Source organism: Thiocystis violacea (genome assembly GCF_016583565.1).
Lineage (GTDB): Bacteria > Pseudomonadota > Gammaproteobacteria > Chromatiales > Chromatiaceae > Thiorhodococcus > Thiorhodococcus violaceus_A.
The window spans coordinates 1-21,565 of sequence record NZ_NRRF01000071.1; the positions used below are offsets into that span (position 1 = coordinate 1).

The 21,565-nt window shown below is 65.5% G+C and carries 21 protein-coding genes and 2 pseudogenes; 13 read left to right on the forward strand and 10 right to left on the reverse strand.

The window, feature by feature from the left end:
• From CKO23_RS19985 to CKO23_RS20005, 5 genes are all read right to left on the reverse strand, one after another.
• Positions 1-534 (reverse strand): helix-turn-helix domain-containing protein (locus CKO23_RS19985; protein ID WP_242482594.1); only part of this gene is annotated, 534 nt, incomplete at its 3' end.
• A gap of 459 nt (positions 535-993) precedes the next feature.
• Positions 994-1,785, reverse strand: a complete 792-nt coding sequence (locus CKO23_RS19990; RefSeq protein ID WP_200333997.1) for a DUF2189 domain-containing protein — start codon at positions 1,783-1,785, stop codon at positions 994-996.
• Positions 1,786-2,335: 550 nt separating this feature from the next.
• Positions 2,336-2,575, reverse strand: a complete 240-nt coding sequence (locus CKO23_RS19995; protein ID WP_200333999.1) for a hypothetical protein — start codon at positions 2,573-2,575, stop codon at positions 2,336-2,338.
• A gap of 333 nt (positions 2,576-2,908) precedes the next feature.
• Positions 2,909-3,721: a metallophosphoesterase family protein gene (locus tag CKO23_RS20000; protein ID WP_200334001.1), complete on the reverse strand. Its 813-nt coding sequence runs from the start codon at positions 3,719-3,721 to the stop codon at positions 2,909-2,911.
• Complete coding sequence (locus CKO23_RS20005; protein WP_200334008.1) at positions 3,721-4,689, reverse strand: diacylglycerol/lipid kinase family protein; 969 nt, start codon at positions 4,687-4,689, stop codon at positions 3,721-3,723. Before CKO23_RS20005 ends, CKO23_RS20000 begins: the two co-directional genes overlap by 1 nt.
• Positions 4,690-5,417: 728 nt before the next feature.
• Here CKO23_RS20005 and CKO23_RS20010 point away from each other — a divergent pair.
• Positions 5,418-6,125, forward strand: coding sequence for a hypothetical protein (locus CKO23_RS20010; protein ID WP_200334010.1), 708 nt, complete (start codon positions 5,418-5,420; stop codon positions 6,123-6,125).
• 72 nt (positions 6,126-6,197) lie between these two features.
• Here CKO23_RS20010 and CKO23_RS20015 read toward each other — a convergent pair whose 3' ends face one another.
• The 4 genes from CKO23_RS20015 to CKO23_RS20030 all read right to left on the reverse strand — a co-directional run bounded on the left by CKO23_RS20015 (position 6,198) and on the right by CKO23_RS20030 (position 9,611).
• Positions 6,198-6,629 carry a hypothetical protein gene (locus tag CKO23_RS20015; RefSeq protein WP_200334012.1) on the reverse strand — a complete coding sequence of 144 codons (432 nt, stop codon included), beginning with the start codon at positions 6,627-6,629 and terminating at the stop codon, positions 6,198-6,200.
• A 465-nt stretch (positions 6,630-7,094) separates the two neighbouring features.
• Complete coding sequence (locus CKO23_RS20020; protein ID WP_200334014.1) at positions 7,095-7,355, reverse strand: glycine zipper domain-containing protein; 261 nt, start codon at positions 7,353-7,355, stop codon at positions 7,095-7,097.
• Between the two features lie 136 nt (positions 7,356-7,491).
• Positions 7,492-8,154: a potassium channel family protein gene (locus CKO23_RS20025; RefSeq protein ID WP_200334029.1), complete on the reverse strand. Its 663-nt coding sequence runs from the start codon at positions 8,152-8,154 to the stop codon at positions 7,492-7,494.
• Positions 8,151-9,611, reverse strand: a complete 1,461-nt coding sequence (locus tag CKO23_RS20030) for a TrkH family potassium uptake protein (protein WP_200334031.1) — start codon at positions 9,609-9,611, stop codon at positions 8,151-8,153. The genes CKO23_RS20025 and CKO23_RS20030 overlap by 4 nt, the downstream gene beginning before the upstream one ends.
• A gap of 405 nt (positions 9,612-10,016) precedes the next feature.
• Between CKO23_RS20030 and CKO23_RS20035 the strand changes: the two genes are divergently transcribed.
• The 12 genes and pseudogenes from CKO23_RS20035 to CKO23_RS20090 all read left to right on the forward strand — a co-directional run bounded on the left by CKO23_RS20035 (position 10,017) and on the right by CKO23_RS20090 (position 20,143).
• Positions 10,017-10,706, forward strand: a complete 690-nt coding sequence (locus tag CKO23_RS20035) for a DUF4396 domain-containing protein (RefSeq protein ID WP_200334033.1) — start codon at positions 10,017-10,019, stop codon at positions 10,704-10,706.
• 119 nt (positions 10,707-10,825) lie between these two features.
• A complete protein-coding gene (locus CKO23_RS20040) occupies positions 10,826-11,470 on the forward strand; it encodes a DUF502 domain-containing protein (RefSeq protein WP_200334035.1) in 645 nt (214 codons plus the stop codon).
• 278 nt (positions 11,471-11,748) lie between these two features.
• Positions 11,749-14,445 (forward strand): annotated as a pseudogene (mbhE, locus tag CKO23_RS20045) (hydrogen gas-evolving membrane-bound hydrogenase subunit E); the annotation flags it as partial.
• Positions 14,445-14,780 (forward strand): Na+/H+ antiporter subunit C, encoded by a 336-nt coding sequence (locus tag CKO23_RS20050; RefSeq protein ID WP_200334037.1) that lies wholly within the window; start codon positions 14,445-14,447, stop codon positions 14,778-14,780. The pseudogene mbhE and the gene CKO23_RS20050, both read left to right, overlap by 1 nt.
• A gap of 242 nt (positions 14,781-15,022) precedes the next feature.
• A complete protein-coding gene (locus CKO23_RS20055) occupies positions 15,023-15,334 on the forward strand; it encodes a Na+/H+ antiporter subunit G (RefSeq protein WP_200334071.1) in 312 nt (103 codons plus the stop codon).
• Between the two features lie 79 nt (positions 15,335-15,413).
• Complete coding sequence (locus CKO23_RS20060; RefSeq protein WP_200334039.1) at positions 15,414-15,656, forward strand: hypothetical protein; 243 nt, start codon at positions 15,414-15,416, stop codon at positions 15,654-15,656.
• Between the two features lie 26 nt (positions 15,657-15,682).
• The gene (locus tag CKO23_RS20065; protein WP_200334046.1) at positions 15,683-16,084 is read left to right on the forward strand and encodes a type II toxin-antitoxin system VapC family toxin; all 402 of its coding nucleotides are present in this window, start codon (positions 15,683-15,685) and stop codon (positions 16,082-16,084) included.
• Between the two features lie 4 nt (positions 16,085-16,088).
• On the forward strand, positions 16,089-16,373 hold the full coding sequence (locus CKO23_RS20070; RefSeq protein WP_200334048.1) for a cation:proton antiporter: 285 nt from the start codon (positions 16,089-16,091) through the stop codon (positions 16,371-16,373).
• Between the two features lie 105 nt (positions 16,374-16,478).
• Complete coding sequence (locus tag CKO23_RS20075; protein WP_200334056.1) at positions 16,479-19,082, forward strand: mechanosensitive ion channel domain-containing protein; 2,604 nt, start codon at positions 16,479-16,481, stop codon at positions 19,080-19,082.
• Positions 19,083-19,093: 11 nt separating this feature from the next.
• On the forward strand, positions 19,094-19,357 hold the full coding sequence (locus CKO23_RS20080) for a type II toxin-antitoxin system HicA family toxin (protein ID WP_207168630.1): 264 nt from the start codon (positions 19,094-19,096) through the stop codon (positions 19,355-19,357).
• A 3-nt stretch (positions 19,358-19,360) separates the two neighbouring features.
• Complete coding sequence (locus CKO23_RS20085; RefSeq protein ID WP_200334058.1) at positions 19,361-19,720, forward strand: toxin-antitoxin system HicB family antitoxin; 360 nt, start codon at positions 19,361-19,363, stop codon at positions 19,718-19,720.
• A 189-nt stretch (positions 19,721-19,909) separates the two neighbouring features.
• Positions 19,910-20,143: a DUF2281 domain-containing protein gene (locus CKO23_RS20090; RefSeq protein ID WP_200334060.1), complete on the forward strand. Its 234-nt coding sequence runs from the start codon at positions 19,910-19,912 to the stop codon at positions 20,141-20,143.
• 292 nt (positions 20,144-20,435) lie between these two features.
• Here CKO23_RS20090 and tnpC read toward each other — a convergent pair.
• Positions 20,436-21,506, reverse strand: a pseudogene (gene tnpC / locus CKO23_RS25865) (IS66 family transposase).
• Positions 21,507-21,565: the final 59 nt, after the last annotated feature.

Consider the following 21,565-nt stretch of genomic DNA (forward strand, 5'->3'; position numbering starts at 1 on the left):
GGTCTCGCAGACATCGCGACAGCGCTTGGCGAAATCACCAGCGCGCGGGGTGTTGATCCAGCCCTGTACGCGATGCGGCTTGAGATCGATCTCGCGTAAGAAGCGTCCGATGGAGTGCGCGGAGATGTCTTCGACGATCCCGCGCGCCTTGGCCTCTTCGGCCAAGTCCGCATGGGTCCAGCGCGTCAGCTTCACCCCTTCGCGGACCGCAGGCTCGCACGCCAGGGCGATGATGGCGCAGATCTGCTCGGGGGTGAAGGTCGGCGGTGTCCCCGAACGCGGGCAATCGCTCAGACGCTCGAGCACCGGGTGATCCGCGCGCTCGCGCCAGCGGCGGCGCCAGCGTTGGACCAACGAGCGACTGACCTGCAACGTGGCGGCCGTTTCGTGCATCCCCTTGCCGGCGTCGGCGGCGAGAATGATTCGGGCTCGGATCGCCAGTTGCTGCGCCGTGGTGTGCTGACGCACCAACGCCTCCAACTGGGTACGTTCTTTGTCGGTGAGGGAAACGGGAATCGGGGTGCAGCGTGGCATCGTGTCATCAACTCGTCGGCGAAACTCAAGACAGATGAGTAGGATGCCATCGATCGCCCAGAAACAGTATTAGGACTTTCACTCTAGACCACTAGGACCATCCTATTATTCGTCGTAGGGTCGTGCGTAGCCCGAGTGCGCCAACGGCGCGACTCGAGGCGAAGCAGCGACCCGGAGCGGGACGGCCCGGGCTGAGAACGTTGTCGCCCTGCGCGAGTCCCGTCGGCGAGGGATCGCCCCGACGGGTATCACGAGCGCAGACGCGACACTCCAGCTCCTGAGTTCTGAGTCGAGTTGTTATTGTCTCGTTGGCCTATTCAGCCGCGGCAGGCGACGATTGGACCGCCAAGAGGCGCCTGCCTTTGAATAGCCGCCTCGGACCCAGACGAGGTCAGTAGAGATCGCTGGCATCCGCATCCGCTGGTCCGTCGGTGGAGTCGGCCATCGCTCTCGTACAGGTTATTCCAGGGGCACCAAGGTATCGCGATAGGCATGCCAGGATGCGTAACCGAGCCAGGGAATAATGACGATGAGCCCGATGAAGTAGGTGATGAAGCCAAGGGTGCAGAGCGCCGCGATGATCAAGGCCCACAGCGACATCGGTCTCCAGTTCTCCCCGACGGCCCGCCAACTGGCAAACGCGGCGTTGAAGGCGTCGACCTTCTGATCGAGCATCATCGGAACCGACAGCGCTGTGATGCGGAAGACCAATGCCGCTAGAACGATGGCAATCCCACCGTAGACAAGGAGGAAGGGAAGACTTTCGCTAAACATGACAGGGAGCGGCTGAACGCGCTCGTAGGTCGGCGTTACTTGATGGAAGACACCGCCGTAGACCAGATTGGACAGCATGACCCAATTGACGAAGATGAGCAGCAGGAAGATCCCCATCATGGCGATGCTGGAGCGATTGAGATCCAAGAGCCGGCGGATTGCCGCTCCGTCACGGGATTGCTCTGCCTCGCGCAGCTTGGCAAGCGCCATAAGGCCCAGGGATAGAACGGGCGCGATGATGAGGAAGCCGCTGAACAGGAAGGGCACCAGGAAGAAGGCATCGGCGTCGGCGGCGAGATAGGCAAAGAGTCCTCCGCAACCGGCGACGACGAGGCCATAGACCGAACTCAAGAATGGCGCGGCCTTGAGATCCGCGAAGCCCTGCCGCAGCCATTCGACCGGTCTGTCATGATCGAGCGAGCGAATCTCAAACTGCCGTCGTGGCAGCTGCTGCGTGGACAAGGTGTAGGTGCTCATCGTGATCCTCCTGGCATGTCGGGCATGCCTCAAGTGCGCGAACGAGCGCAGCGGATTCGTCCTCCCTGAGCTGGCGATCTATCTGCGAGGGCGCTGCTGTTGCGCATGTCCCAAGTGATGACGAGCCCGCAGATTGATCCTAGTGCTGAGCCTCATGCAACGGCGCTGCCAAGATCGTTGCGAGAGTCTGGCTGCTTGGCCAACGATCGCATTCATGGCGAGCTTGACGACCTGCCGATCCAAAGCATCTGGCCTTCCTAGGACCACTTGCAGATCTTGTCTAGTGCGCCTGGATGATCTCAAGAGCGGATTCCGAGAGCCTTGATATCAAAGGAGCCGAATGGGCAAAGCCTCTGGCAGGGCGGTGCTGGGATGCCGAGACGCCTGCCGGGGCGTACCCATCCAGCCGGGGGGCCAAGCTGATGGGCACGCGCGCCGATGCGATGCGGCTCGATCAAACCCTTGAGGGCGCGTTTTGCCCATCCTTCAGGTACAAGAGTTTCCGAATAGCGCAGCGCAAGATGTTGCGAATGTGGGCGTTTGGCTCGGGTCAGTCGGTTGTCGGCTTTTGGTAGTCGCGGTGCAAGGCGGGGTCTTTCTCCTTCGCGCGCGCCTCGCCGGCCTGCTCCGCGCGTTTAGCGGTTTCGGGAGACTGCTCGGCGGCATCCTTTGCCGCCTGCTCCACCTTCCCGGACTCCACAAAGCGTTGTGTGTCCGCTTCATAGCGGCGAGCGGACTCCCTGTCGCCCTCGCCCTGAATCTGGGATTGGTTGCGGGTCTCGTCAGTCATGCGTCAGTCCTCCTCGATCTTGGACACTGTGGTCTGAAATCGCGTGAACGCGATCCAGGGTGGCTCGATGGCTCGACGCCCGAGTCTATGGTGGCGAATTGGTCGGATCAGTTCGCGCTGTCCATGAGGAAAGCGAATTCGATGCCAAGGAAGGCAGGCGTCGAAGATGGAGCCCGTTGGGTCGACTGGCGGGCGCAACGGGTTCCGCGGCTGTCACTGCCGCCAAGGCGCACAGGCTGATCCTGGTCGATCACAGGAACGCTCGTGTCGGGTTCAAGCGGGTCTTTTCAGCCGAGGGTGGCTCTTTTGCACCGGCTGAGTAGATGGCCGGGGTCAGCGGTCAGCGGCACGGACCTGAGATGCCCGCCAGTCGAGCCCCGAACGTTCGAAGAATCGGCGCCGAGCGACGACGAACCCTGTGCTGTTCCATTGCATGGCGTCGATCTGCATCCGATGCGGCGATACCTCGATCCGATTGAAGGCGTTCGGCTCGCCCTTGTGGCGGCTAGAGATGGCGGTGCCGGCCTGGGCGACGACGATGCCGCCTGCGATGCCGGCGTAGCTCTGATGCAGGTGGCCGCCAAGAATGAGGTCGATCCGGGCCGGTTGAAGCCCGCTTAGGGCGCGCTTGGCACCGCCAACCAGGCCGCGTCGGCGCATGGCGGTCGAGAGCAAAAAGGGGTGATGGGCGACCAGGATACGGACCGAACTCGGGTCGGCGCCGCTCGCGAGCCGCGCGACGTGGGCCAACTGATCCGCGTTGATACGACCCCGCGACCAGTCCGGATGCAGGCCCCAGCGGCGTGCCGTATTGACCCCGATCGCGATGAACTGCTGTCCCGCGATGCAGGGCTCCAGCTCGCTTGAGAGGTGGCGGCGCCAATCGCGCCAGGGATGGATGAACCGCCGCAGGGGTCGCCAGCCGGGGAGATCGTGATTGCCTGGCACCACCAGCACCGGCGCGGGCAGCATCCGGATGAAATCCGCCGCGGCGGCGAATTCCTGCGGCCGGGCGCGTTGGGTCAGATCGCCGCTCAGTGCGACCAGTGCCGGCTGCATGCGGTGGATCTCTTCGCTCAAGGCATCGGCGAGTCGAGGCAGATGGGTCCCGAAATGCAGATCGGAGAGATGGGCGATGCGCATCATCAAGTGGGCGACCCTTGGGCCGCGGGCACCAGCATCGCGACGGCGTTCGGTTCGATCGAGAAGCACAGGGGTGTCTTCAGCCGCCTGATCTCGCCATCCAGCATGACCGCGATCGCGCCGCGCCCGGAGACGGCGAGGCTCGCCTCGGCCGTGGCGGTGGTCAGCACGGCATCGTCGGCCTGCCAACTGCCCAGCATGAGCCGGGTGAGCAGACGCGCGAACTCGCGGGTCGACGTCTTGCGCACCGCGTAGATGCCGAGGATGCCGCCATCAAGACGCGCGCGGCGGGGCAGGGGCCCAAAGGAGGCGTCGAGCAGATTGCTAGTGACCACGACCGTGCGCGAGCGCAGTCGCTCTCGGCCCGCCCCCGTGACCAGCGTCATGCGCCGATGCGGGTAGCTCCGGAGGAGTGTCAGGGCGCGCCAGAGCAGCTTCGGCCAGCGCTGCCAAGCGGCCGTCCGGCGCTCGCGCTCGCGCCAGCGCGCCACCAGGGGGCCGACGCCGACCATGCAGGCGCACAGGAAGGGCTCGCCGTTGACGTAGCCAATGTCGACGTTCTGGACCCGGGCATTCAATAGCGCCGCGACCGCATCCTCCAGATCGAGCGGGATGCCGAGGTCCTTGGCCATCCAATTCATGGTGCCACGCGGGATGATCCCTATGGGCACCCGATGTCCGTTCAGCGCCTCGACGACACTAAGCAGCGTGCCGTCGCCTCCCGCCACATAGATTGCGCGCACATCCTCGCCGAGGGCGTCGCGCAGCGACGCAGCGAGGATCTCCGGCGCGAAGGGGATGACCTGGATCGCGATGCCGTGTTCGCCCAGGCGCCGATTCAACAGCTCCAGCACTGGATCGACGCCGTCCGGATCGGCGTCGCCGGACGTTGGATTGATCACCGCCAGCACGCGGGAACCTGTCGTTGTCGAGCCCGGGGGCTTGGTCGGGGCGAATTCGGATGGTGGCATGGGCGGAATGGCTCCAATGACGAGGGCGTGCCTGCCTGCGCGCCGCAATGATGCGTTGACCGAGGTACCGATCCGAGCCTGGAAGAGATGCAAAGTCTTGGAATGCACCGGTCGCGGAAGAACGACGCGGACGACGGTCCGGTCACTGTCTCGATGCCGGGTGAGCACACTGGGCGCTCGCTAAGAATCAACGCATACATCGCGCCAGCGTTGGCGAGCCGACTCCGCCGATCGACGACCGTGCCCGTCGAGCAAGTCGTGCGCGCGGTCAGGCGACAACAGGATCAGGCTGGCGGCCTTTGAGTCCCGCTCGCCGCGACGTGCGGGAGATGCCCCGTTCAAGGGTGTAAATCACCCGATCCTGGAGGTGGACGCGCACTCTGCGAGCGGCGATCCGCTTGCTGTCCGCTCCGCGCGCCCCGACATCACTTCCGACGTGGATCAGCTCGGTGTCGGAGTGCCAGAGCGGTTGTCACGCCAAGGGATGGGATCGCGCCCCGAAGCGGGGCGCCGGGACACGCCGATCGTCGGAGAACGCAGCCGACGCTGGCCTCACTCCGTCGGAATTGTAAAGATCGGCCCGCTCTTTGCTAAACACTCTTTCAAGCAAAGACTCCGGACGAACCACGCCCCTGGAGCGATTTGGAAACGGTGCGGGCAAACGCGTTGCCTCCGCGGCTCGATCCATTCGCTCCACCATGGCGTGCTGCCAATGGCCAATGATCGTTATGTCGTCAACACAAGCCTCCTCCACCCCGAAAGTCGTTCCGCTCGACTCGGAGCGTGAACGTCTCGCCGACCTGGAGCGCCGCTCCCTGCTCGCCGAGCAGGCCCGGCAACAGGCCCACCACCTGCGCACGCCCTTGAGCGTGATCAAGCTGATCTCCGAGACCCTGGAGTTAGAACTCATTGACGATCAGGCCCATCGCGGGCGACTCCAGCGTCTGCTCGGCGCGGCCTCGACGCTGTCCAACGCGCTCAGTGACACGGTGCGTTCGACGCGGTTCGGCGACGGTCCCCCGCAGCGGCTCGATGCGACAACCCTGGCGGCCAGGATCGTGCGGATCTACGGTGGTCGGGTCGTCTCGATCAACGGCGAAGCCGCATCGGCCGATGGCGGCGGACTGGAGGTGCAGGTTGAGCGCGATACCTTCGAGGCGGCGCTGGTCCACTGTCTGCGACTCATTGGTATCGGCACCGACTGCAATGGCGTCTGCGCCCATCAGCCGGTCCTCGAATGCCGAGCGGGTGCCGCGAGCCTCACCCTGCGCATCACTGCCGAGGGCCGGCAGCCTCCCGATATCCCCGGCGAGCGTGCCGATTTTCAGCTCATGGCCTTGGCGGCGGAGCGTGCCGCCCGTGAGAGCGGCGGCACCCTGACCCTAACCAACGACAGCGCAACCCTTGAGCTGCCGCTCGCGCCTTCGGCCGACTAGGCGAATGCCCCGTGTTGATGCGGTCCGGCCCTGACTCACGACGCTTGCGCAGTCGTGGGATCATTACGTCGGTCAGAAGCCCACGCTGGCATCGCCTTGTCTGCCGTCGGTTGGACCCGGCTCGTCTGGCGAGGCGGCCTCGCGCAGCGCCTGCTCAGTGATCGACAGATGCAGGATCCCGGCGTCGCGGTCGAGCCAATCGATGGACCGCCGCGGCACCAGACGGCGGATGGCCGAGAGGATGTCGTCCTGCCCGTGCTCCGAAGCCTCGGGGGCGAGCGTCAGCTCAACATAGGCCAGCTCCCAGTCGGCGTCGTCGATCAACAGGTCGGTAATCCTTGCTGACACGCCATCCGTGGTCTCGCAGGCGATGCGCCGCAGCCGATCCGCGCGGATCCAGCGGTCCGCGCCGAGATCGGGTTCGGCGCCAAGCTCCGCCGCGATCTCCCCGCGGATCTCATCGACCGGTGCCGGCGGCGCGTCCACGGTCTGCTCCGGGTCCATCTCCGCGCGCCAGTGGGCTTGCCAGGGGGCGGCAGCCAGCCGTCTTCCTCCAGTCCGTCGAGGTCGTCGCCCAGGGTCAGGAGCGGACTCGAGCGCAGGGTTTCGGCATCCACAGCCAGCTCCAGCTCGCGCCCTGCCTCGTCCACCCCGGCCACCGAGCTGGGCATGACGAGCACATCGCGATCTGGAGCCCAAGCGTCTGCCTCGGCCGCGAGAAAACCGACCCTCCAGCGTTCCGCATCCAGGATCAGATCCCTGAGCCCGGCGCTGGCGTCGTCGAGGGTGCGCAGTCTGCAGCCAAGGAGATTGTTTGCGGAGAGATAGCTGTCGGTCATGGGTTGCCTCCGAGAAGTCTGTGGTGAGGAAGCCACGATCGGGTCACGTCAGTGCCATCGGGATCGCTGGCTGGCTCCAGGTCGGCCGAGCCGCTCGACTCCAGCCCAGTAATCCAGCCAGCGTCTCGGCCTAGTAATAGCCGCGATCGTCGCTGCGTCGATAGCGACGCTCCTGGTCTTTTTGGTTCGCGTCATAGGCTGCGCCGCCCACCGCGCCGACCGCGCCGCCGATGAGCGCGCCCTTGCCCGCATCGCCGCTCAAGGAGCCGATCGCCGCGCCGGCGGCGGCGCCGCCCAAGGCGCCGGTCGTGGTGCGCGATGCCGTGGTCGTTCCGCAGCCGGTCAGGCCCAGTGATACGCCGATCGCGATCAGCACAAGAATCGTCTTCATCGTCGATGTCCTCCAGCCCGAAGGGCTTTTAGGTTAAGTCGCGGTTGTGTCACTCCTACAAGGCGTTTGTCGTCGTCGGCGTTGCAATCGTTCCGCGCTTCTGAAGATTCCGGCTTGCGTCGAGTCTGGGCGCAGCCTAGGGGGCTTCGTCGGCTTCTCCAGCCCAGCGCTCGCGCAGTGCTTGGAGGTTGTCCCGATGGGCGATCAGGATGAGCTCGTCTCCCGGCTTGACCTTGGATGCTTCCTCGGGCAGCAGAAAGAGCTCGTCCCGATAGAGGCAGATGACGCGGCAACGCTCCGGTAGCTCCAGCGCGTCGAGGGGGCCGGCATCGGCGTCGCCGGCGATGAAATCGAACACCGCCGCGTCGCCGCGGATCAGCGATGACAACTCCAGCGATTTCTCGCCGCTCAGCAGTCCCATCAGATGCGAGGCCACCGCGTGGTTGGGCATCACGCTGTCCTCGAGGCCAAGCTCCTGACAGATGCGCTGAAACTGGGGATTGTTGACTCGCGTGACGACGCGTTTGAAACCCTGTGAGCGCCCGATCAGGCTCGCCAGGATGTTGGTCTGATCGCTCTCGGCCAGACAGAAGAGCACCTCGGTGTTCTCGGGCTCGGCATCGCTCAGCACTTCCGGCGAGGTGCCGTCGCCGTGGACGAAGCCGGCGTCGAGGTGGTCGGAGAGGGCATCGATCCGCGCGCGGTCGCGCTCGATAATGATCACTTCGTGTCCGGCCTCGAGCAGCGTCTCGGCGGTCGACAGGGTCAGTGAGCTGGTGCCGATGAATGCGATTCTCATGGAGATGCGCGCCTCCTTCCGATCCAGGTGGGTGGATAGAGCACGACCAGCAGGGCCAGGATCTCGACGCGGCCGAATAGCATATCGGCCGTCAGCACGAGCTTCAGTATTGGGGCCATGTCAGGTCCGGTGAGTCCGGCCGAGAGACCGGCGTTGGATGTGGCCGAGACCACCTCGAAGAGGCTGGCCATCGGCGGTTGACCCTGCGCCAGGAAGATCAACCAGGACAGCAGCAGCACAAGTGCCCAGAGACCAAGTAGCTGCAGGGCGCTGGCGATCATGTCCGGCTCGACCCGGTCGCCGCCGACACGCACGTCCAGGACCGCGCGTTCGGATGTCGCGGTGCGCTGCAGCGCGACCTGGATCAGCCGGAGCAGGATCAGCAGCCGGATCAATTTGATGCCGCCCGCGGTCGAGCCCGTGCAGCCGCCGATCGCCATCGAGACCATCAGTACCAACTGTGCCGCTGGGGGCAGGGCGGCCACGTCGGTGGTGCTGAATCCGGTATCGGTCTGCGCCGAGACGCCGAGCACCAAGGCGTCGGCGACGGCGGACCGCCAGGCGAAATCCCCGTGCGTCGCGGTGATCGCGGCGAGCATGGCGGAGGTGGTCAGGATCGCGATGAAGAGTGCGCGCACCTCCGGCTCTCCGAGCAGGGCGCGTGGGCCCTGTCGCGGCAGCCGGGCATAGAGCGGCAGGCTGATGGCGGCCGCGACGCAGACGAGACTGAGCACCGCGACCGCCGCCGGGGGCAGCGGCGCGATGTTCTGGTCGGAGATGGCGAATCCGCCCGTCGCGACCGCCGCGAGTCCGTGGGCCAGCGCCGGGAAGGGCGCGAGACCGCTCGCCCAGGCCGCGGCGACCGCGATCAGCGTGAGTGCCGCATAGACCACGAAGACGCGCCGCGCGTGCTCGCGGGCCCCGGCTTCGCTGAGCGATTCGCCGGTGGTCTCCAGCAGCAGCCGCGCGCCGGCGTGGTGGCGCATGATCAGCGCCACCGTGAGCGCCGCGATGCCGAGACCCCCATACCATTGCATCCAGGCCCTGAGGAACAGGAAGTCGGCCGGTCGCTCCGCCATGCCCCGCAGGGTGGTGAGACCGGTCGTGGTCACGCCCGACACGCTCTCGAACCAGGCATCGATCGGGGCGATGCCGATGCCGACGAGTGGCCAGACCATGACCAGCGGCGCCATGACGAAGGCCAGCCCGGTGATGGCCAGTGCCTCGTTCCATTGAATGTCCGCCCCCCGGTGCAGCCGGGCAAGCGGCCAGCCCACCCCGCACAAGAGGGCGCTCATCGCGGCCAGGCGCCAGGTCAGCGGGGAGTCGCCGTGAGCGAGCGACACCAGCGCCGGGATGGCGGCGAGCGCCGCCAGCGTCAGCAGCAGACGTCCCAGCAGGCCGAGCAGGACCGGCGGGCGCACCGCGCGCATCAGGTATGCAGCGGCTTGGCTCATGCGGATCGACTCATTCTGGATTGACTCATTCGACCTCGGGCGTGGCGAAGTGATCGCTTGGGCCGGTAACAGCCCTCTGCGCCTCACAGCAAATAGCCTGCCGTCGCCCGAAGGCTGTGAGATCGACTCTCCGAGCGTGGTCCAGCGGTGCAATTCAACTAGGAGCGGGTGTAATGCCCCGATTGGTTGCGCTGTCGCTGGTCCTATCCACCGCCTCTTCCCCTTGAGAAATGCCTTTTCGGGGCGCGCATCGACGTCCAGCCGCTCATTCGGGGCATCCTGGCATCCAGGGTGCTTAAGCCGAAGTATGCAGGGGTTCCGTCGACCGTCGTTCAGATCGGGCACACCGGAGCCGCGAATGCGTCCGCGTCGATCGCGGACAGAGACTCCGATGGAGGCATGCCCATGGCAGAAGCCGTTCGTGCTTTTCTCGATTCCTGGCTGCTGATCGGCCTGTGGGCGCTTGTCGTCGCGGCGTCGCTGGCGGTCTTGATCGTCGATCTACGCCAGCGCAACCGCGAGATCATGGGTCTGATGCGCGCGGTCTGGATGCTGACGGTGCTCTACTCTGGCCCCCTCGGACTCGCTGTCTATTGGTTCTCCGGGCGCAAGCAGATCCCGGTCGATTCCATCTGGCGTCGTGGTTGGCGTTCCGTCAGCCATTGCTATTCGGGTTGCGGTGCCGGCGAGATCGTCGGTGTGCTGATTACCGCCGGCCTGTTGGCGCTCGGGTCCTGGCCCGTTGCCATCACCACCTTCGCGCTGGCGTATCTCTTTGGTTACGCCTTGACCGCAGGACCGCTGATCCAAGAGGGCATGCCGGTCGGTCAGGCGCTGTGGGATGGCTTCACCTCCGAGACGGCGTCGATCTTCGTCATGGAGGTCGTCGCGATCGGCGTGGATCTGTGGCTTGCGCCGAACGCGACGCTCGGGCAGCCGCTCTTTTGGGGATCGCTGGTTTTCTCCCTCATCTGCGGCTTGATCGCGGCCTGGCCGGTCAACGTGCTGCTGATCCGCTTGGGCGTGAAATCCGGTATGCACGATCCCCGTGAAATGGCCGCGCACATGCACGGGCAGGCCCGGGCGAGCGCCTGAGTCGCGGCGATCCCGACGCCCGGGCGCGGTCGACGTGCCTGGATCGCGGCCTCGTGGATTGATTCATACCAATTGATTCAATCCAGCGGTTGATTCACCCCAGAGGCTTGAGAGGAAACATGACCCGAAAAGACCTATTCGGAAAGCTGCGCAAGTGGTTCTTGCAGGGACTGGCGCTGCTCGCGCCGCTCTTCATCACCATCGTCTTCCTGGTGTGGCTCGGCCGCTCCGTGGAGATCTTCATGGGCGACCTGGTGCGCGTCCTGATCCCTTCCGGCTGGTACTTGCCCGGTATGGGGCTTGCCGTTGGCGTCCTGTTGACGCTCGTTGCCGGACTGCTCGCCAACCTCTTTCTGGTGCGCTGGCTGCTGGAACGCGCCGAGCGCGTGCTCGATCGCATCCCGCTGGTGAAGAGCATCTTCCAAGGGCTCAAGGATGTGTCCAGATTCCTCGCCAACGATGGCGACGAGGAGCTGGGCCGTCCCGTCGCCGTCGACGTTCAGGGTGTGAAGCTGGTCGGCTTCGTGATGCAGGAGCGTGCCGGATTGCCGGGCATCGACGCCGATGGAGACCTGGTCGCCGTGTACTTGCCGATGAGCTACCAACTGGGCGGCTTCACGCTCTACCTGGAGCGCGAGCGGATCACCCAGCTCGATGTCGGCGCCGACCGCGCGATGCGCGCGGTGCTCACCGGCGGCTCGCTCGGCAAGGGCGCCGGGTCTGGTGGGGCGGACCGCGGGGGCGCGGCGGGGAAGGCGGCATGAGGCGGCCACACCGGACATGGGGATTGGCTGGGTCGCACTCCGTGACGCCCCGCTGATCCTCGCCGGAATCACTAGCGAACCATGATCGGGATCTCCCCGCCGCTCGTCGCGATCCTGCTGTCGCCGCTGCTCGGCGCCCTTCTGGCGCCGCTGGCGGAGCGTCGCTGGCCGCGTGCCCCATCGGTCGTCGCGGCCGTCGCCAGCACCCTGGCGCTCGTTGCTCTCTTGCTCCAGGTACCGGCGATCGTCGAGGGTGCGACCCCGCTGCAGCAGTGGGCGTGGCTGCCAGCGATGGGGCTCGATCTGGCGCTGCGTTGCGATGGGCTGAGCCTGCTGTTCGCGCTGCTGATCCTCGGCATGGGGCTTCTGGTCGACCTCTACGCCCGCTATTACCTGCCGACCGATGCCCCGCGCGGGCGGTTCTATGCGCTGCTGCTGACCTTTCAGGCCGCGATGCTCGGCATCGTGCTCTCGGACAACCTGCTGTTGCTGGTGCTGTTCTGGGAACTCACCAGCCTCGTCTCCTTCCTGCTGATCGGGTTCGACCCCTCCACCGCCGGCGCCCGGCGCGGCGCGCGCATGGCCTTGCTGGTGACCGGAGCCGGGGGGCTGGCGCTCCTGGCCGGAGTGCTCCTGCTCGGCAGCGTCGTCGGCAGTCTGTCGTTGACCGAGGCGCTGGCCGCTGGCGATCAGGTCCGCAACCATCCGCTGCACCTGCCGATCCTGCTGCTCATCCTGCTCGGCGCCTTCACCAAGTCCGCTCAGGTGCCCTTCCATTTCTGGCTGCCGGGGGCGATGTCCGCGCCGACCCCGGTGTCGGCCTATCTGCACTCGGCCACCATGGTCAAGGCTGGGGTCTTTCTGCTCGCGCGGCTGCTCCCGGTCCTGGCCGACGGCGGGCTCTGGTTCGCGCTGGTCGGCGGCTTTGGGCTCGCGACCTTTGTGTTCGGCGCCTATGTCGCCCTCTTCAAGCACGACATGAAGGGGCTGCTGGCCGATTCGACCATCAGTCATCTCGGGCTGATCGTCTTCCTGATCGGTCTCGGGACACCCCTGGGTGTGGTCGCCGGGCTGTTTCACGCCATCAACCATGCTGTGTTCAAGGCGTCGCTCTTTATGGCGGCGGTATCATCGATCACGAGACGGGCACCCGTGATCTGCGACGTCTGAGCGGGCTGTTCGTCTTCCTGCCGATCACGGGCACGCTCGCCATGGTCGCGGCGGCCTCGATGGCTGGCGTACCGCTGCTCAACGGCTTTCTCAGCAAGGAGATGTTCTTCGTCGAGACCCTGGATTCCCCGCGCATCGCGGGCTGGCCGGTGCTGCAATGGCTGATGCCGGCGGCAGCGATTCTGGGCGGGGCCTTTTCGGCGGCCTATTCGCTGCGGCTGATCCGCGATGTCTTCTTCAATGGCCGCTTCGACGGCCAGCGCCTGGGTCTGTCCAAGCCGCCAGGGGAGCCGAGGCGCTTGATGCGCCTACCGATCGAGGTCTTGGTCGCGGTCTGTCTCCTGGTCGGGATCTTTCCGGAGCAGGTCGTGCGACCCGTGCTCAGCCTCGGCGCTCGCGGCGTGCTCGGCTTCGTTCCCGACTATCACCTATCGCTCTGGCAGGGATGGTCGCCTGCCTTCCAGATGAGTCTGGCGGCGCTCGGTGGCGCCCTGCTGCTCCATCTTGTCCGACGCCCCCTGTTCGCCGCGCATGCGCGCTGGTTTCCACCCGCGCGTGGTGCACGGAGTTTTCAGCGACTGAGCGCGCGCCTGCTTGGCCTGGCCTACCGTGCCCGCCAGCGGATCGAATCCCTGTCGTTGCCCACGAACCTGAGGTGGTTGGTCGCGACGGCGATCGCGCTGGCGACCCTGGGATGGCTCATGGCGCGGCCGCCGGATGGGGTGCCGATCCGTTGGATCATGGCGACGCCGACGTCGCTCGACGGCCCGATCCTCGCCGCCGCCGCGATCCTGACCCTGTCCACCCTGGGCGTCGTGCTGCGGCGCGGCGATCGGCTGTGGGCGCTCTTGCTGATGGGCGCGGTCGGCCTGGTGGTCAGCCTGGCCTTCGTGCATTTCTCGGCACCGGATCTGGCCCTGACCCAAGTGTCCGTGGAGATCGTGACGACCTTGCTGTTGCTGTTGGTCCTGACCCTGCTGCCCAGCCATTTCGACCTCAGGCCCTCGCGCTGGCGACAGCGTCGCGACCTTCTGCTTGCCGCCACCGCCGGCATCGGTAGCGCGGTCCTCGCGGCCCTCATGATGCTGCGTCCGGCCAAGCCGATCTCGGACGGGTACCTGCAGGCCGCCGAGCCCCTGGCGGGTGCCGGAAACGTCGTCAACGCCATTCTGGTGGATTTCCGCGCCTTGGATACACTCGGCGAGATCAGCGTGCTGGCCATCGCCGCCGTGGGCATTGCCGCCATGACACGGGGGTTGACGTTGCGCCTCCCCACGCGGGGGGTCACGGTCGGCTCCAGGGCGCGTCCCGAGGACGGCGGCGAGCCCGATCGCGACGCGCGCCATCCCTTGATGCTGAGCGCCGTCGCGCGGCCGGTGCTGCCGGCGGCGCTCATGCTCGCGGCCTTTCTGCTGCTGCGCGGTCACGAGGCCCCCGGCGGCGGATTCGTCGCCGGACTGGTGGTCGGAGCGGCACTGATCCTACTGCAAGTCGCGAACGGCTTCGGCTGGACCGCTGCGCGCTTTCACCCCGATTATCTGCGTCTGATCGGCGTCGGCCTCTTGCTTGCGCTCCTGACCGGGCTCGGCGCGCTGCTGTTCGATCAACCCTTGCTGACCAGTGCGATGCTGCACTGGACCCTGCCGCTGCTCGGCGAACTCCGCTTGACCAGCACCCTGATCTTCGATGTCGGCGTGCTGCTGGTCGTGACCGGGACGCTGCTGCTGATCCTGGAGTCGCTCGGGCGACTGGGGAGCAGCGGGCGCGATACCCTGACGATCGGCACATCGCGGGAGGCCGGCTGATGGAATGGCTGGTCGCCACTATGATCGGTCTGCTGATCGGCTGCGGCATCTATCTGTTGCTGCGCTCACGCAGCTTTCCGGTCGTGCTGGGTCTGCTGCTGCTGTCCTACGGCGTCAATCTGTTCGTCTTCGCTGCCGGGGGGCTGCGCGTCGATCAGCCACCCTTGATCGCCTCCGGCTCGCCCTATGCCGACCCGCTGCCCCAGGCCCTGGTGCTGACGGCGATCGTGATCGGCTTCGCCATGACCGCCTTCGTGCTGATGCTCGCACTCCGGGCCTTGAGCGAGCTGGGATCGGATCGGGTCGACGAGCGCCGGGGGGAGGAGGAGTCATGAGCGTGCCCTCGATGCCGCTCCCGCTACTCTTGCCGCTGGCACTCGGCGCGCTGCTGCTGGTCGGCGCGCGCCTGCCGCTTTCGGTGCAGCGGTTCATCGGTCTGCTGGGCACGCTCTGCGTGCTCGCGGCGGCGCTCGACCTGTTGGCGCTGACCGCTCAGGGCGACGTCCTCGCGACCGCCATCGGCGGCTGGCCGCCGCCCTTTGGCATCGTGCTGGTGTGCGATCGGCTCTCCTCACTGATGCTGACCCTGACGGGACTCCTCGGGACCGCCTTCGCGCTCATCGGCGCCATCGGCCTTGCCCGTCTGCCGGACTTCTTCACCCGGCTGCACGGGCCGACCAAGGCGACCACGCTGGGCATTGGCGCCATGCTCGTCGCATCGAGCCTGCACTTCAGCACCCAGGGCGAGGGGCTGGCGCTGCATGAGCTGCTGATCACCGTCTTTCTCTTCATGACCGCCCCGGTCAGCGCCAACTTGCTCGCCAAGGCGGCGCTGCATCTGCGGGTTCGCTCGATCGCGGCGATCCCACGGGCGTTTCGCGACAGCTAAACCGCGTCCGAATTGGATTGTCCGCCATACTGCATCTTGCGAAAATTCGGGCAACCCCACGAGCCATAGGGCGATATCCATGCAGATCGAAGTTGATGTTTCCGTCGATGGTGTGCTGACGGCACGCCTGCCAAAGCGGTTTCGCGGCAAGCATGTCCGTGTCAGCATTGAGGAGGAGGGCGAGAGCGGCAGGCAGCAATGGAATGAAATCTGCGAAGTGCTCGCCAGCGCAGATCAGCTGGATTTACCGCAACGCACGCAGGATGAGATCCAGCATGACCTGAGCCAGTTTCGCGAATCGCCGTCAACTACCCCGCCCTGACGGCGGGGTTTCTCGCGAAGAAACCGATGAAGTTGGCCTATGTCGATTCCTGCATCTGGATCATCTCGCTGGAAGGGATGCAGGACCATCGTGCGTCAGTGCGCGCCGAACTGAGCACGCTTGCCCGGGATGGCTGGGAGTTCTGCACCTCCGACGCGGTGCGGTTGGAGGTGTTGGTGAGGCCGACTCGGCTCGGGGATGCCGCACTGTGCAACCTCTACAACGCGCTGCTCGACAAGAACCGCCAGTTGCCCGTGCCATCGACAATCTTTCGAGATGCCCTGGCGGTGGCCGGCAAGGACGGGCTCAAGGCCATGGACGCCTTGCATTGCGTCATTGCCGCACATTCAGGGTGCGAGCTGTTCGTCACCACCGACTCCCGCTTCAGCGGACTGAAGACCGTTCCTTCAATGGTGATTCGGCTTTGAAGCGATGCGGCGCGAGGGCTCTTCGTGTCTCGCCCGGCTGCACGGGCCAACCAAGGCGACCACCCTGGGCATCGGCGCCATGCTCATCGCCTCCAGCCCGCACTTGAGCACCCAGGGCGACGGGCTGGCGCTGCATGAGCTGCTGATCACCGTCTTTCTCTTCATGACCGCCCCGGTCAGTGCCAACTTGCTCGCCAAGGCGGCGCTGCAGCTGCGGGCCCGCTCGATCGCGGCGATCCCTCGGGCGTTTCGCGACAGCGCGTCCGATCGCTCGCCAAAGGATCCTTGAGCCGCAGCAAGGTCCAGAGGGGACGCCGGGGCCGTTCCTTTCATGACCCTCGTGTTTCATGGCCGTTGTCCGCGGCCCATCCATCATCAGTTCTGGAGATCGCCGATGTATCCTCACCGCGTTGCCTTCTTGTTGCTTTCTATCGCCATCGCCCTATTCGCGATGGTTCCCGAGCTGCACGCCGAGGCCACCGCGACAACGTCCAACGATGGTAGCGTCGAGCTGAGCACCGAGGCGGCACCCGTCAAGCCAGAGGCGCCCGGGTCCCAAACCGGGATCGATCCGGCGCGCGTCGGTCTGGCCGGTCTTGGTGTTCCGCTCGTGACGGCGGAGGACTTCGAGCGTGCATCCGCGTTGATCGACGCCCGCATCGCGGACATCGAGAAGGCCGGTCAGGGCGATGTCTCGGTCGCAGAGGGTGAAGCCGTTGCGCCCGACCCCAGAATCGCGCCCCTACAGGCATTGAGACTCGAGGTTCAGCGTCGGGCCGCCTTAGTTGGTCGGCTTCAGGAGGCGCAGGACGCGCTGACGGATCTGCAAGCGGAGAGCAGGACACTCAAGCAAGCCGGGCTTGCGATCAAACCGCCCTACGGCATCACGCGCTTAGACCAGTTTCGCTCCGAGCAGCGCTCCGGCAAGCAGGACGTCGAAGCGGCTGAGCGGGCGCTGGCCATGGCACAACAGCAGATCGCCGCCGCCGACGAGAAGGTCGCGCAGGCCAATGAACGGCGACGGCGTCTCCGCGACCAAGTCGAGCAGGCCGAGGCCGGTGCGGACTCAGGGGTGCTGGCACGTCGGTTGGAGGCCGTCAGGCTGAGCGTGCTCGCCGCGCATTTCCGTCAGGAGGCGGCGCGCACGGAGCTGGAGTTGGCGCAGCGCCAAGACGACCTGGCCCGCCAACGCCTGAGCCTACTGGCGTCCAAGGTCGAGCGGGTGAAGGCGGATCTGGTCTTCACCCAAGCGGCCCTGGATGAGCAGCTCAAGGCGCTCGATGGGCGGGAGAAGAACGCCCGCGAACGCATTACCGTCCTCGAAGAGGCGAGCAATGCGGCCGAGGGGGCGTTGTTCGAGGCGCGGCGACGTCTGCGGCGCACCACAGCCGAGCAGGACAATCCGCTCCTTCAGGAGCGGGTTGCGGCGCGCGAGGCCGAGCTGGCGGCGGCGCGCAAGGGGGTCGAATACCTCAGTCAGATCGTCACCGACATCGCCTCGGCGCGAACCCTCTGGCAACGGCGCTATGCCTTGATGCAGGACGACGCACCAGCGGCGCCCGCCAGTTGGCTGAGCGACACAGACGCGATCCTTGACGCGATCACGGAAGAAACCCAGTACATCCAGGCCAGGATGGCCTCGCTGCGATCCATCCAGCTGACATTGGCGCAGCGCCTTGGCGAATCGCGCCTCGACCCGGAGATGCGCACAGCCATCCAACAGCGCCAGACGGCCCTCGACCAGCAGGAAGGACTGGCCGAGGCGCTGTTGGCCTTCGAGGACCAGCTGCGTGCCTTGGCTCAGCAATTCAGGGCGGAGCTGACGGCTGCGGCGCGCGCGCATACCTTCGCTCAACGCCTGGACGCGCTCGTGGCGCATCTGCGCGGCTGGTGGAATCAAGAACTCTTCGTCTTCCAGGACCAGGGCTTCTATCTGCGGGACATTGTCACGGGCGGGCTGGTGTTCGTGCTTGTCCTCGCCATCGTTTCCTTCTTCAAGACCCTGTTGCGTCGCAGCGTCCTGCCGCGTCTGACCAGCGCGGCGCGGGGGGATGGGCGGGCGCCGCGCGCGTTGGTGCTGGCGTTCATCCGCAACACCAGCCAGATTTTCGTCATGGCCGTTGCCTTCTATGCGGCGATGGCGGCCTCCGGCCTGGCACAGGGTCCGCTCGAGGGCTGGCTATGGTCGGTGCTGGTCGTGGTGGTCTGGCTTCAGGTCGGTCTCTGGGCCAGCGCCGGCGCGGTCGATCTCATCCAGCGCCAACGCAGCCACCGGGAGCGGATCGATCCATCGGCGGTCACCGGCTTCGGCCTCATGCTCTTCTTCGCCCGGGTCGGTATCTGGATGCTGGTGCTGGTCTCGGTGCTCTCGCATTTCGACTATCCCATCACCGGGCTGATCGGGGCGCTTGGCGTCGGCGGCATCGCCATCGCCTTTGCCGTGCAGAACATCCTGGCCGACGTCTTCAGCTCCATGGCTATCATTCTCGACAAGCCCTTTCGGGTCGGTGACTTCATCGTCACCGGCAATACCCTGGGCGTGATCGAGCAGATCGGCGTCAAGACCACCCAGATCCGCAGCCTCTCGGGCGAGCAGGTCATCATGTCCAATACCGAGCTGCTCAACAGCCGCATCCACAACTTCAAGCGCATGCGCGAGCGCCGCGTGGTCTTCAAACTTGGTGTCGTCTATCAGACCCCGCCGGAGACGCTCGAGCGCATCCCGGCGATGATCGAGGAGATCGTGCGGGGCCAGGCGCGCGCCCGTTTCGATCGCGCCCACTTCTTCGAGTACGCCGATTTCGCGCTCATGTTCGAGGTCGTCTATTACGTCCAGGGGGCCGACTACACCCTCTACATGGATATCCAGCAGGCGATCAATCTGGCCATCTACCGCGCCTTCCGTGAAGCCGGCGTGGCGTTCGCCTATCCGACGCAGGAACTCATCCTGCGGCGCGGGCAGGGCATGGCAAAAGCTGCGTTTGACGATGGGCGCTAGGCGGTATCACTTTGACGAATGATGTTATTGGTAATACTATTCGACGGATAAACACCGCGACAAAACTGCTCGACGCTATGCGTCGCTACCCGCTGGATTGGCGTATTGAGCAGCTTCAGACAGTGGCGCGGCAGCATGGCATCGAATGGAGACAGGAGGGCTCCAGCCATTGCGTGTTCATCCGCGCGGACGGCAAGACGTTGCCTGTACCAGCGCATCGTCCGATCAAGCCGATCTACGTCAAGAAGTTTGTGGCCTTGGTCGTGGGAGACTAACCGATGAGAAACCTGGATGATTACCCCTTCGAGATTCGCCCACTGCAGGCCAGCGAGGGTGGTGGGTATCTGATCTCTTACCCGGATTTTTCCGAGTGCATCTCCGATGGCGAGACCATTGAGGAGGCGATCCTCCATGGTCGTGACGCGCTGGCGGCTACCCTTGAGGCGTTGGCGGCCAAGGGCTTTGCGGTGCCCGCGCCAAACAGCGGCGGCGTTGCCTCCGGGAAGTTCGTCGCCCGAGTCCCCAAGATGATCCACGCCCAGCTTGCCAGTCGCGCGAAATCCGAGGGGGTCTCCCTCAATACGCTGGTGCTGACCTTCATTGCCGAGGGTCTGGGGCGGCGTGAGCACCGGGCTTGATGCCCTGCAAGCATGTCATCGACTGGCGGCTCACGGAGCGAGCGTCCAGGAAGCAGAGTCGGTCGGCGGCGGGGACGTTCACGTCTTAGGCGACCGACCGAGAGCCCAGTATACTGGCGGAAAGGCTTCCTTAGGACTTGGGTGCGCATTCGCATGTGAAGCACCAAACAGAGAATAGGGGTACTGACCATGAGTTACGCCGAGCTGATCGATAAACTGAAGACACTTCCGGACGAGAAACGGACCGAGGTTTTCGATTTTGTCGATTATTTGGCCGCCCGATTTGCCAGCCACGGAGCCCCCGCTGTAGATCAGTGGACGGATCGGGAATTTTCCGGCATGGCGATGCAGCAGGCATTGCGCGGCATGGATGATGATCCGGTCATTTACGGCGACGCCGATCTCCGCGAGCGTTGGCAATGAAACGCGCTGGGCAAATCGCCCTGACGCCTTTTCCCAACACCGATCTCTCTGGTTCCAAGCGACGCCCCGTCTTATTAATCCGCCAAGCATCCAACCACTTCGATGACTGGCTTGTGTGCATGGTGTCCTCGCAACTGCATCAAGCCGAGAGCGGTTTCGACGAGATCCTCGTTCCGCAAGACCCTGACTTTGCTTGTTCCGGCTTGAAAGCGCCTAGCGCCTTTCGCGGCTCGCGGTATTGGACGGTAACTTGTAACTACTCAGGTGTCCCAGTCCGGCCCTCGGCCGCCGACTACGCGAAGCGCGGCTGAGGCGGGGTGCCCTGGAAGGTCAGGGTGAGGGCGTTGAAGAGATTCGCCCCCTGCTTGTGCATGGTCGCCAGATAGGAACGGATGGTGCAGAAGGTGTCGAGGCCGCCTGCCGTGCGGAAACCGCCGGAGACTTTCTGCTTAACCTTGGGCATGCGGATCGCCTGCTCACCGAGGTTGTTGGTGAAGGGGACCCCGGGATCGGTCGTGAAGCGCCAGACATCGTCGGCGTAGAGGCGCAAGCGGTCGATGAGATTCAGCGCCTTGCTCTGCTTGGTCCGACCGCGTTTGCCTGAGGGTGGCGCGCGCGGATTGGCCGCCTCGCCGGTGTTGAGGATCTGGTCATAGGCCGTACGATCGTGGGCGATGCGTTCGGCGGAAAGCGGGGCGCCAACCGCCGCGACCTCATGACAGGCTGCGAGCAGTCAATCGAACAGGCACTTGGCCCAGGCTTGCCCCATCTGCTCGAAGACGTCGGTCAGTTCGCGCAGGTGGTGGGCGTTGCACAGGCCGTGCGTGCAGGCGAGCTCCCGATACGGTTTCCAACCGTCGTGGATCAGCGTGCCCGCGAACACGATCAGCAGCCCGAAGGCGTCGAACGCCTGCTGGCCGCGCTTGGGGTGCGCACCGAGCCAGGTCAGCAGCGGGGTCACGAGAACATGCATCCAGTGGATTTTACCGGCCACACGCAGACCGGTTTCGTCGGCGTGGGCGACCGGGGCGGCTTGGAGCGCCTCGCCCATCGCGGCCACGGTCGGGGCGAGCAGCATCTGCGCTTCAGCCTGGATCGCCAGCACCGTGGCGTCGGACATCGGCAGACCGAACAGATCGCCCATCAACTCACCGGTGCGTGCCAGCGGCAGCATGTGGTGGTGGGTCAGTTGCACGAGCGCAGCCTTGCTGTGCGGTCCATACTGCACCGGTGCGGACACCGTCGCGGGACATGCGCCGCGATGGACCTTCCCACAGGTGCATTGCGCTTCGAGGACCTGGTGCTCGGTGACCTCGCAGCGCAGCGGCGGCAGGTCGAACACCTGGCGGGTCTCCACCACCACCGCCGCCGCGCCCAAGGGGCGATGACAGGCATCGCACTGGCTCGCCGGGGCATGCGTTT

Excerpts from the sequence above, each read along its gene's own strand:
- CKO23_RS19990 (WP_200333997.1), bottom strand. The coding sequence starts at position 1,785 with ATGAGCACCTACACCTTGTCCACGCAGCAGCTGCCACGACGGCAGTTT.
- CKO23_RS19995 (WP_200333999.1), bottom strand. The coding sequence starts at position 2,575 with ATGACTGACGAGACCCGCAACCAATCCCAGATTCAGGGCGAGGGCGAC.
- CKO23_RS20000 (WP_200334001.1), bottom strand. The coding sequence starts at position 3,721 with ATGATGCGCATCGCCCATCTCTCCGATCTGCATTTCGGGACCCATCTG.
- CKO23_RS20005 (WP_200334008.1), bottom strand. The coding sequence starts at position 4,689 with ATGCCACCATCCGAATTCGCCCCGACCAAGCCCCCGGGCTCGACAACG.
- CKO23_RS20010 (WP_200334010.1), top strand. The coding sequence starts at position 5,418 with ATGTCGTCAACACAAGCCTCCTCCACCCCGAAAGTCGTTCCGCTCGAC.
- CKO23_RS20015 (WP_200334012.1), bottom strand. The coding sequence starts at position 6,629 with ATGGACCCGGAGCAGACCGTGGACGCGCCGCCGGCACCGGTCGATGAG.
- CKO23_RS20020 (WP_200334014.1), bottom strand. The coding sequence starts at position 7,355 with ATGAAGACGATTCTTGTGCTGATCGCGATCGGCGTATCACTGGGCCTG.
- CKO23_RS20025 (WP_200334029.1), bottom strand. The coding sequence starts at position 8,154 with ATGAGAATCGCATTCATCGGCACCAGCTCACTGACCCTGTCGACCGCC.
- CKO23_RS20030 (WP_200334031.1), bottom strand. The coding sequence starts at position 9,611 with ATGAGCCAAGCCGCTGCATACCTGATGCGCGCGGTGCGCCCGCCGGTC.
- CKO23_RS20035 (WP_200334033.1), top strand. The coding sequence starts at position 10,017 with ATGGCAGAAGCCGTTCGTGCTTTTCTCGATTCCTGGCTGCTGATCGGC.
- CKO23_RS20040 (WP_200334035.1), top strand. The coding sequence starts at position 10,826 with ATGACCCGAAAAGACCTATTCGGAAAGCTGCGCAAGTGGTTCTTGCAG.
- CKO23_RS20050 (WP_200334037.1), top strand. The coding sequence starts at position 14,445 with ATGGAATGGCTGGTCGCCACTATGATCGGTCTGCTGATCGGCTGCGGC.
- CKO23_RS20055 (WP_200334071.1), top strand. The coding sequence starts at position 15,023 with ATGCTGACCCTGACGGGACTCCTCGGGACCGCCTTCGCGCTCATCGGC.
- CKO23_RS20060 (WP_200334039.1), top strand. The coding sequence starts at position 15,414 with ATGCAGATCGAAGTTGATGTTTCCGTCGATGGTGTGCTGACGGCACGC.
- CKO23_RS20065 (WP_200334046.1), top strand. The coding sequence starts at position 15,683 with ATGAAGTTGGCCTATGTCGATTCCTGCATCTGGATCATCTCGCTGGAA.
- CKO23_RS20070 (WP_200334048.1), top strand. The coding sequence starts at position 16,089 with ATGCGGCGCGAGGGCTCTTCGTGTCTCGCCCGGCTGCACGGGCCAACC.
- CKO23_RS20075 (WP_200334056.1), top strand. The coding sequence starts at position 16,479 with ATGTATCCTCACCGCGTTGCCTTCTTGTTGCTTTCTATCGCCATCGCC.
- CKO23_RS20085 (WP_200334058.1), top strand. The coding sequence starts at position 19,361 with ATGAGAAACCTGGATGATTACCCCTTCGAGATTCGCCCACTGCAGGCC.
- CKO23_RS20090 (WP_200334060.1), top strand. The coding sequence starts at position 19,910 with ATGAGTTACGCCGAGCTGATCGATAAACTGAAGACACTTCCGGACGAG.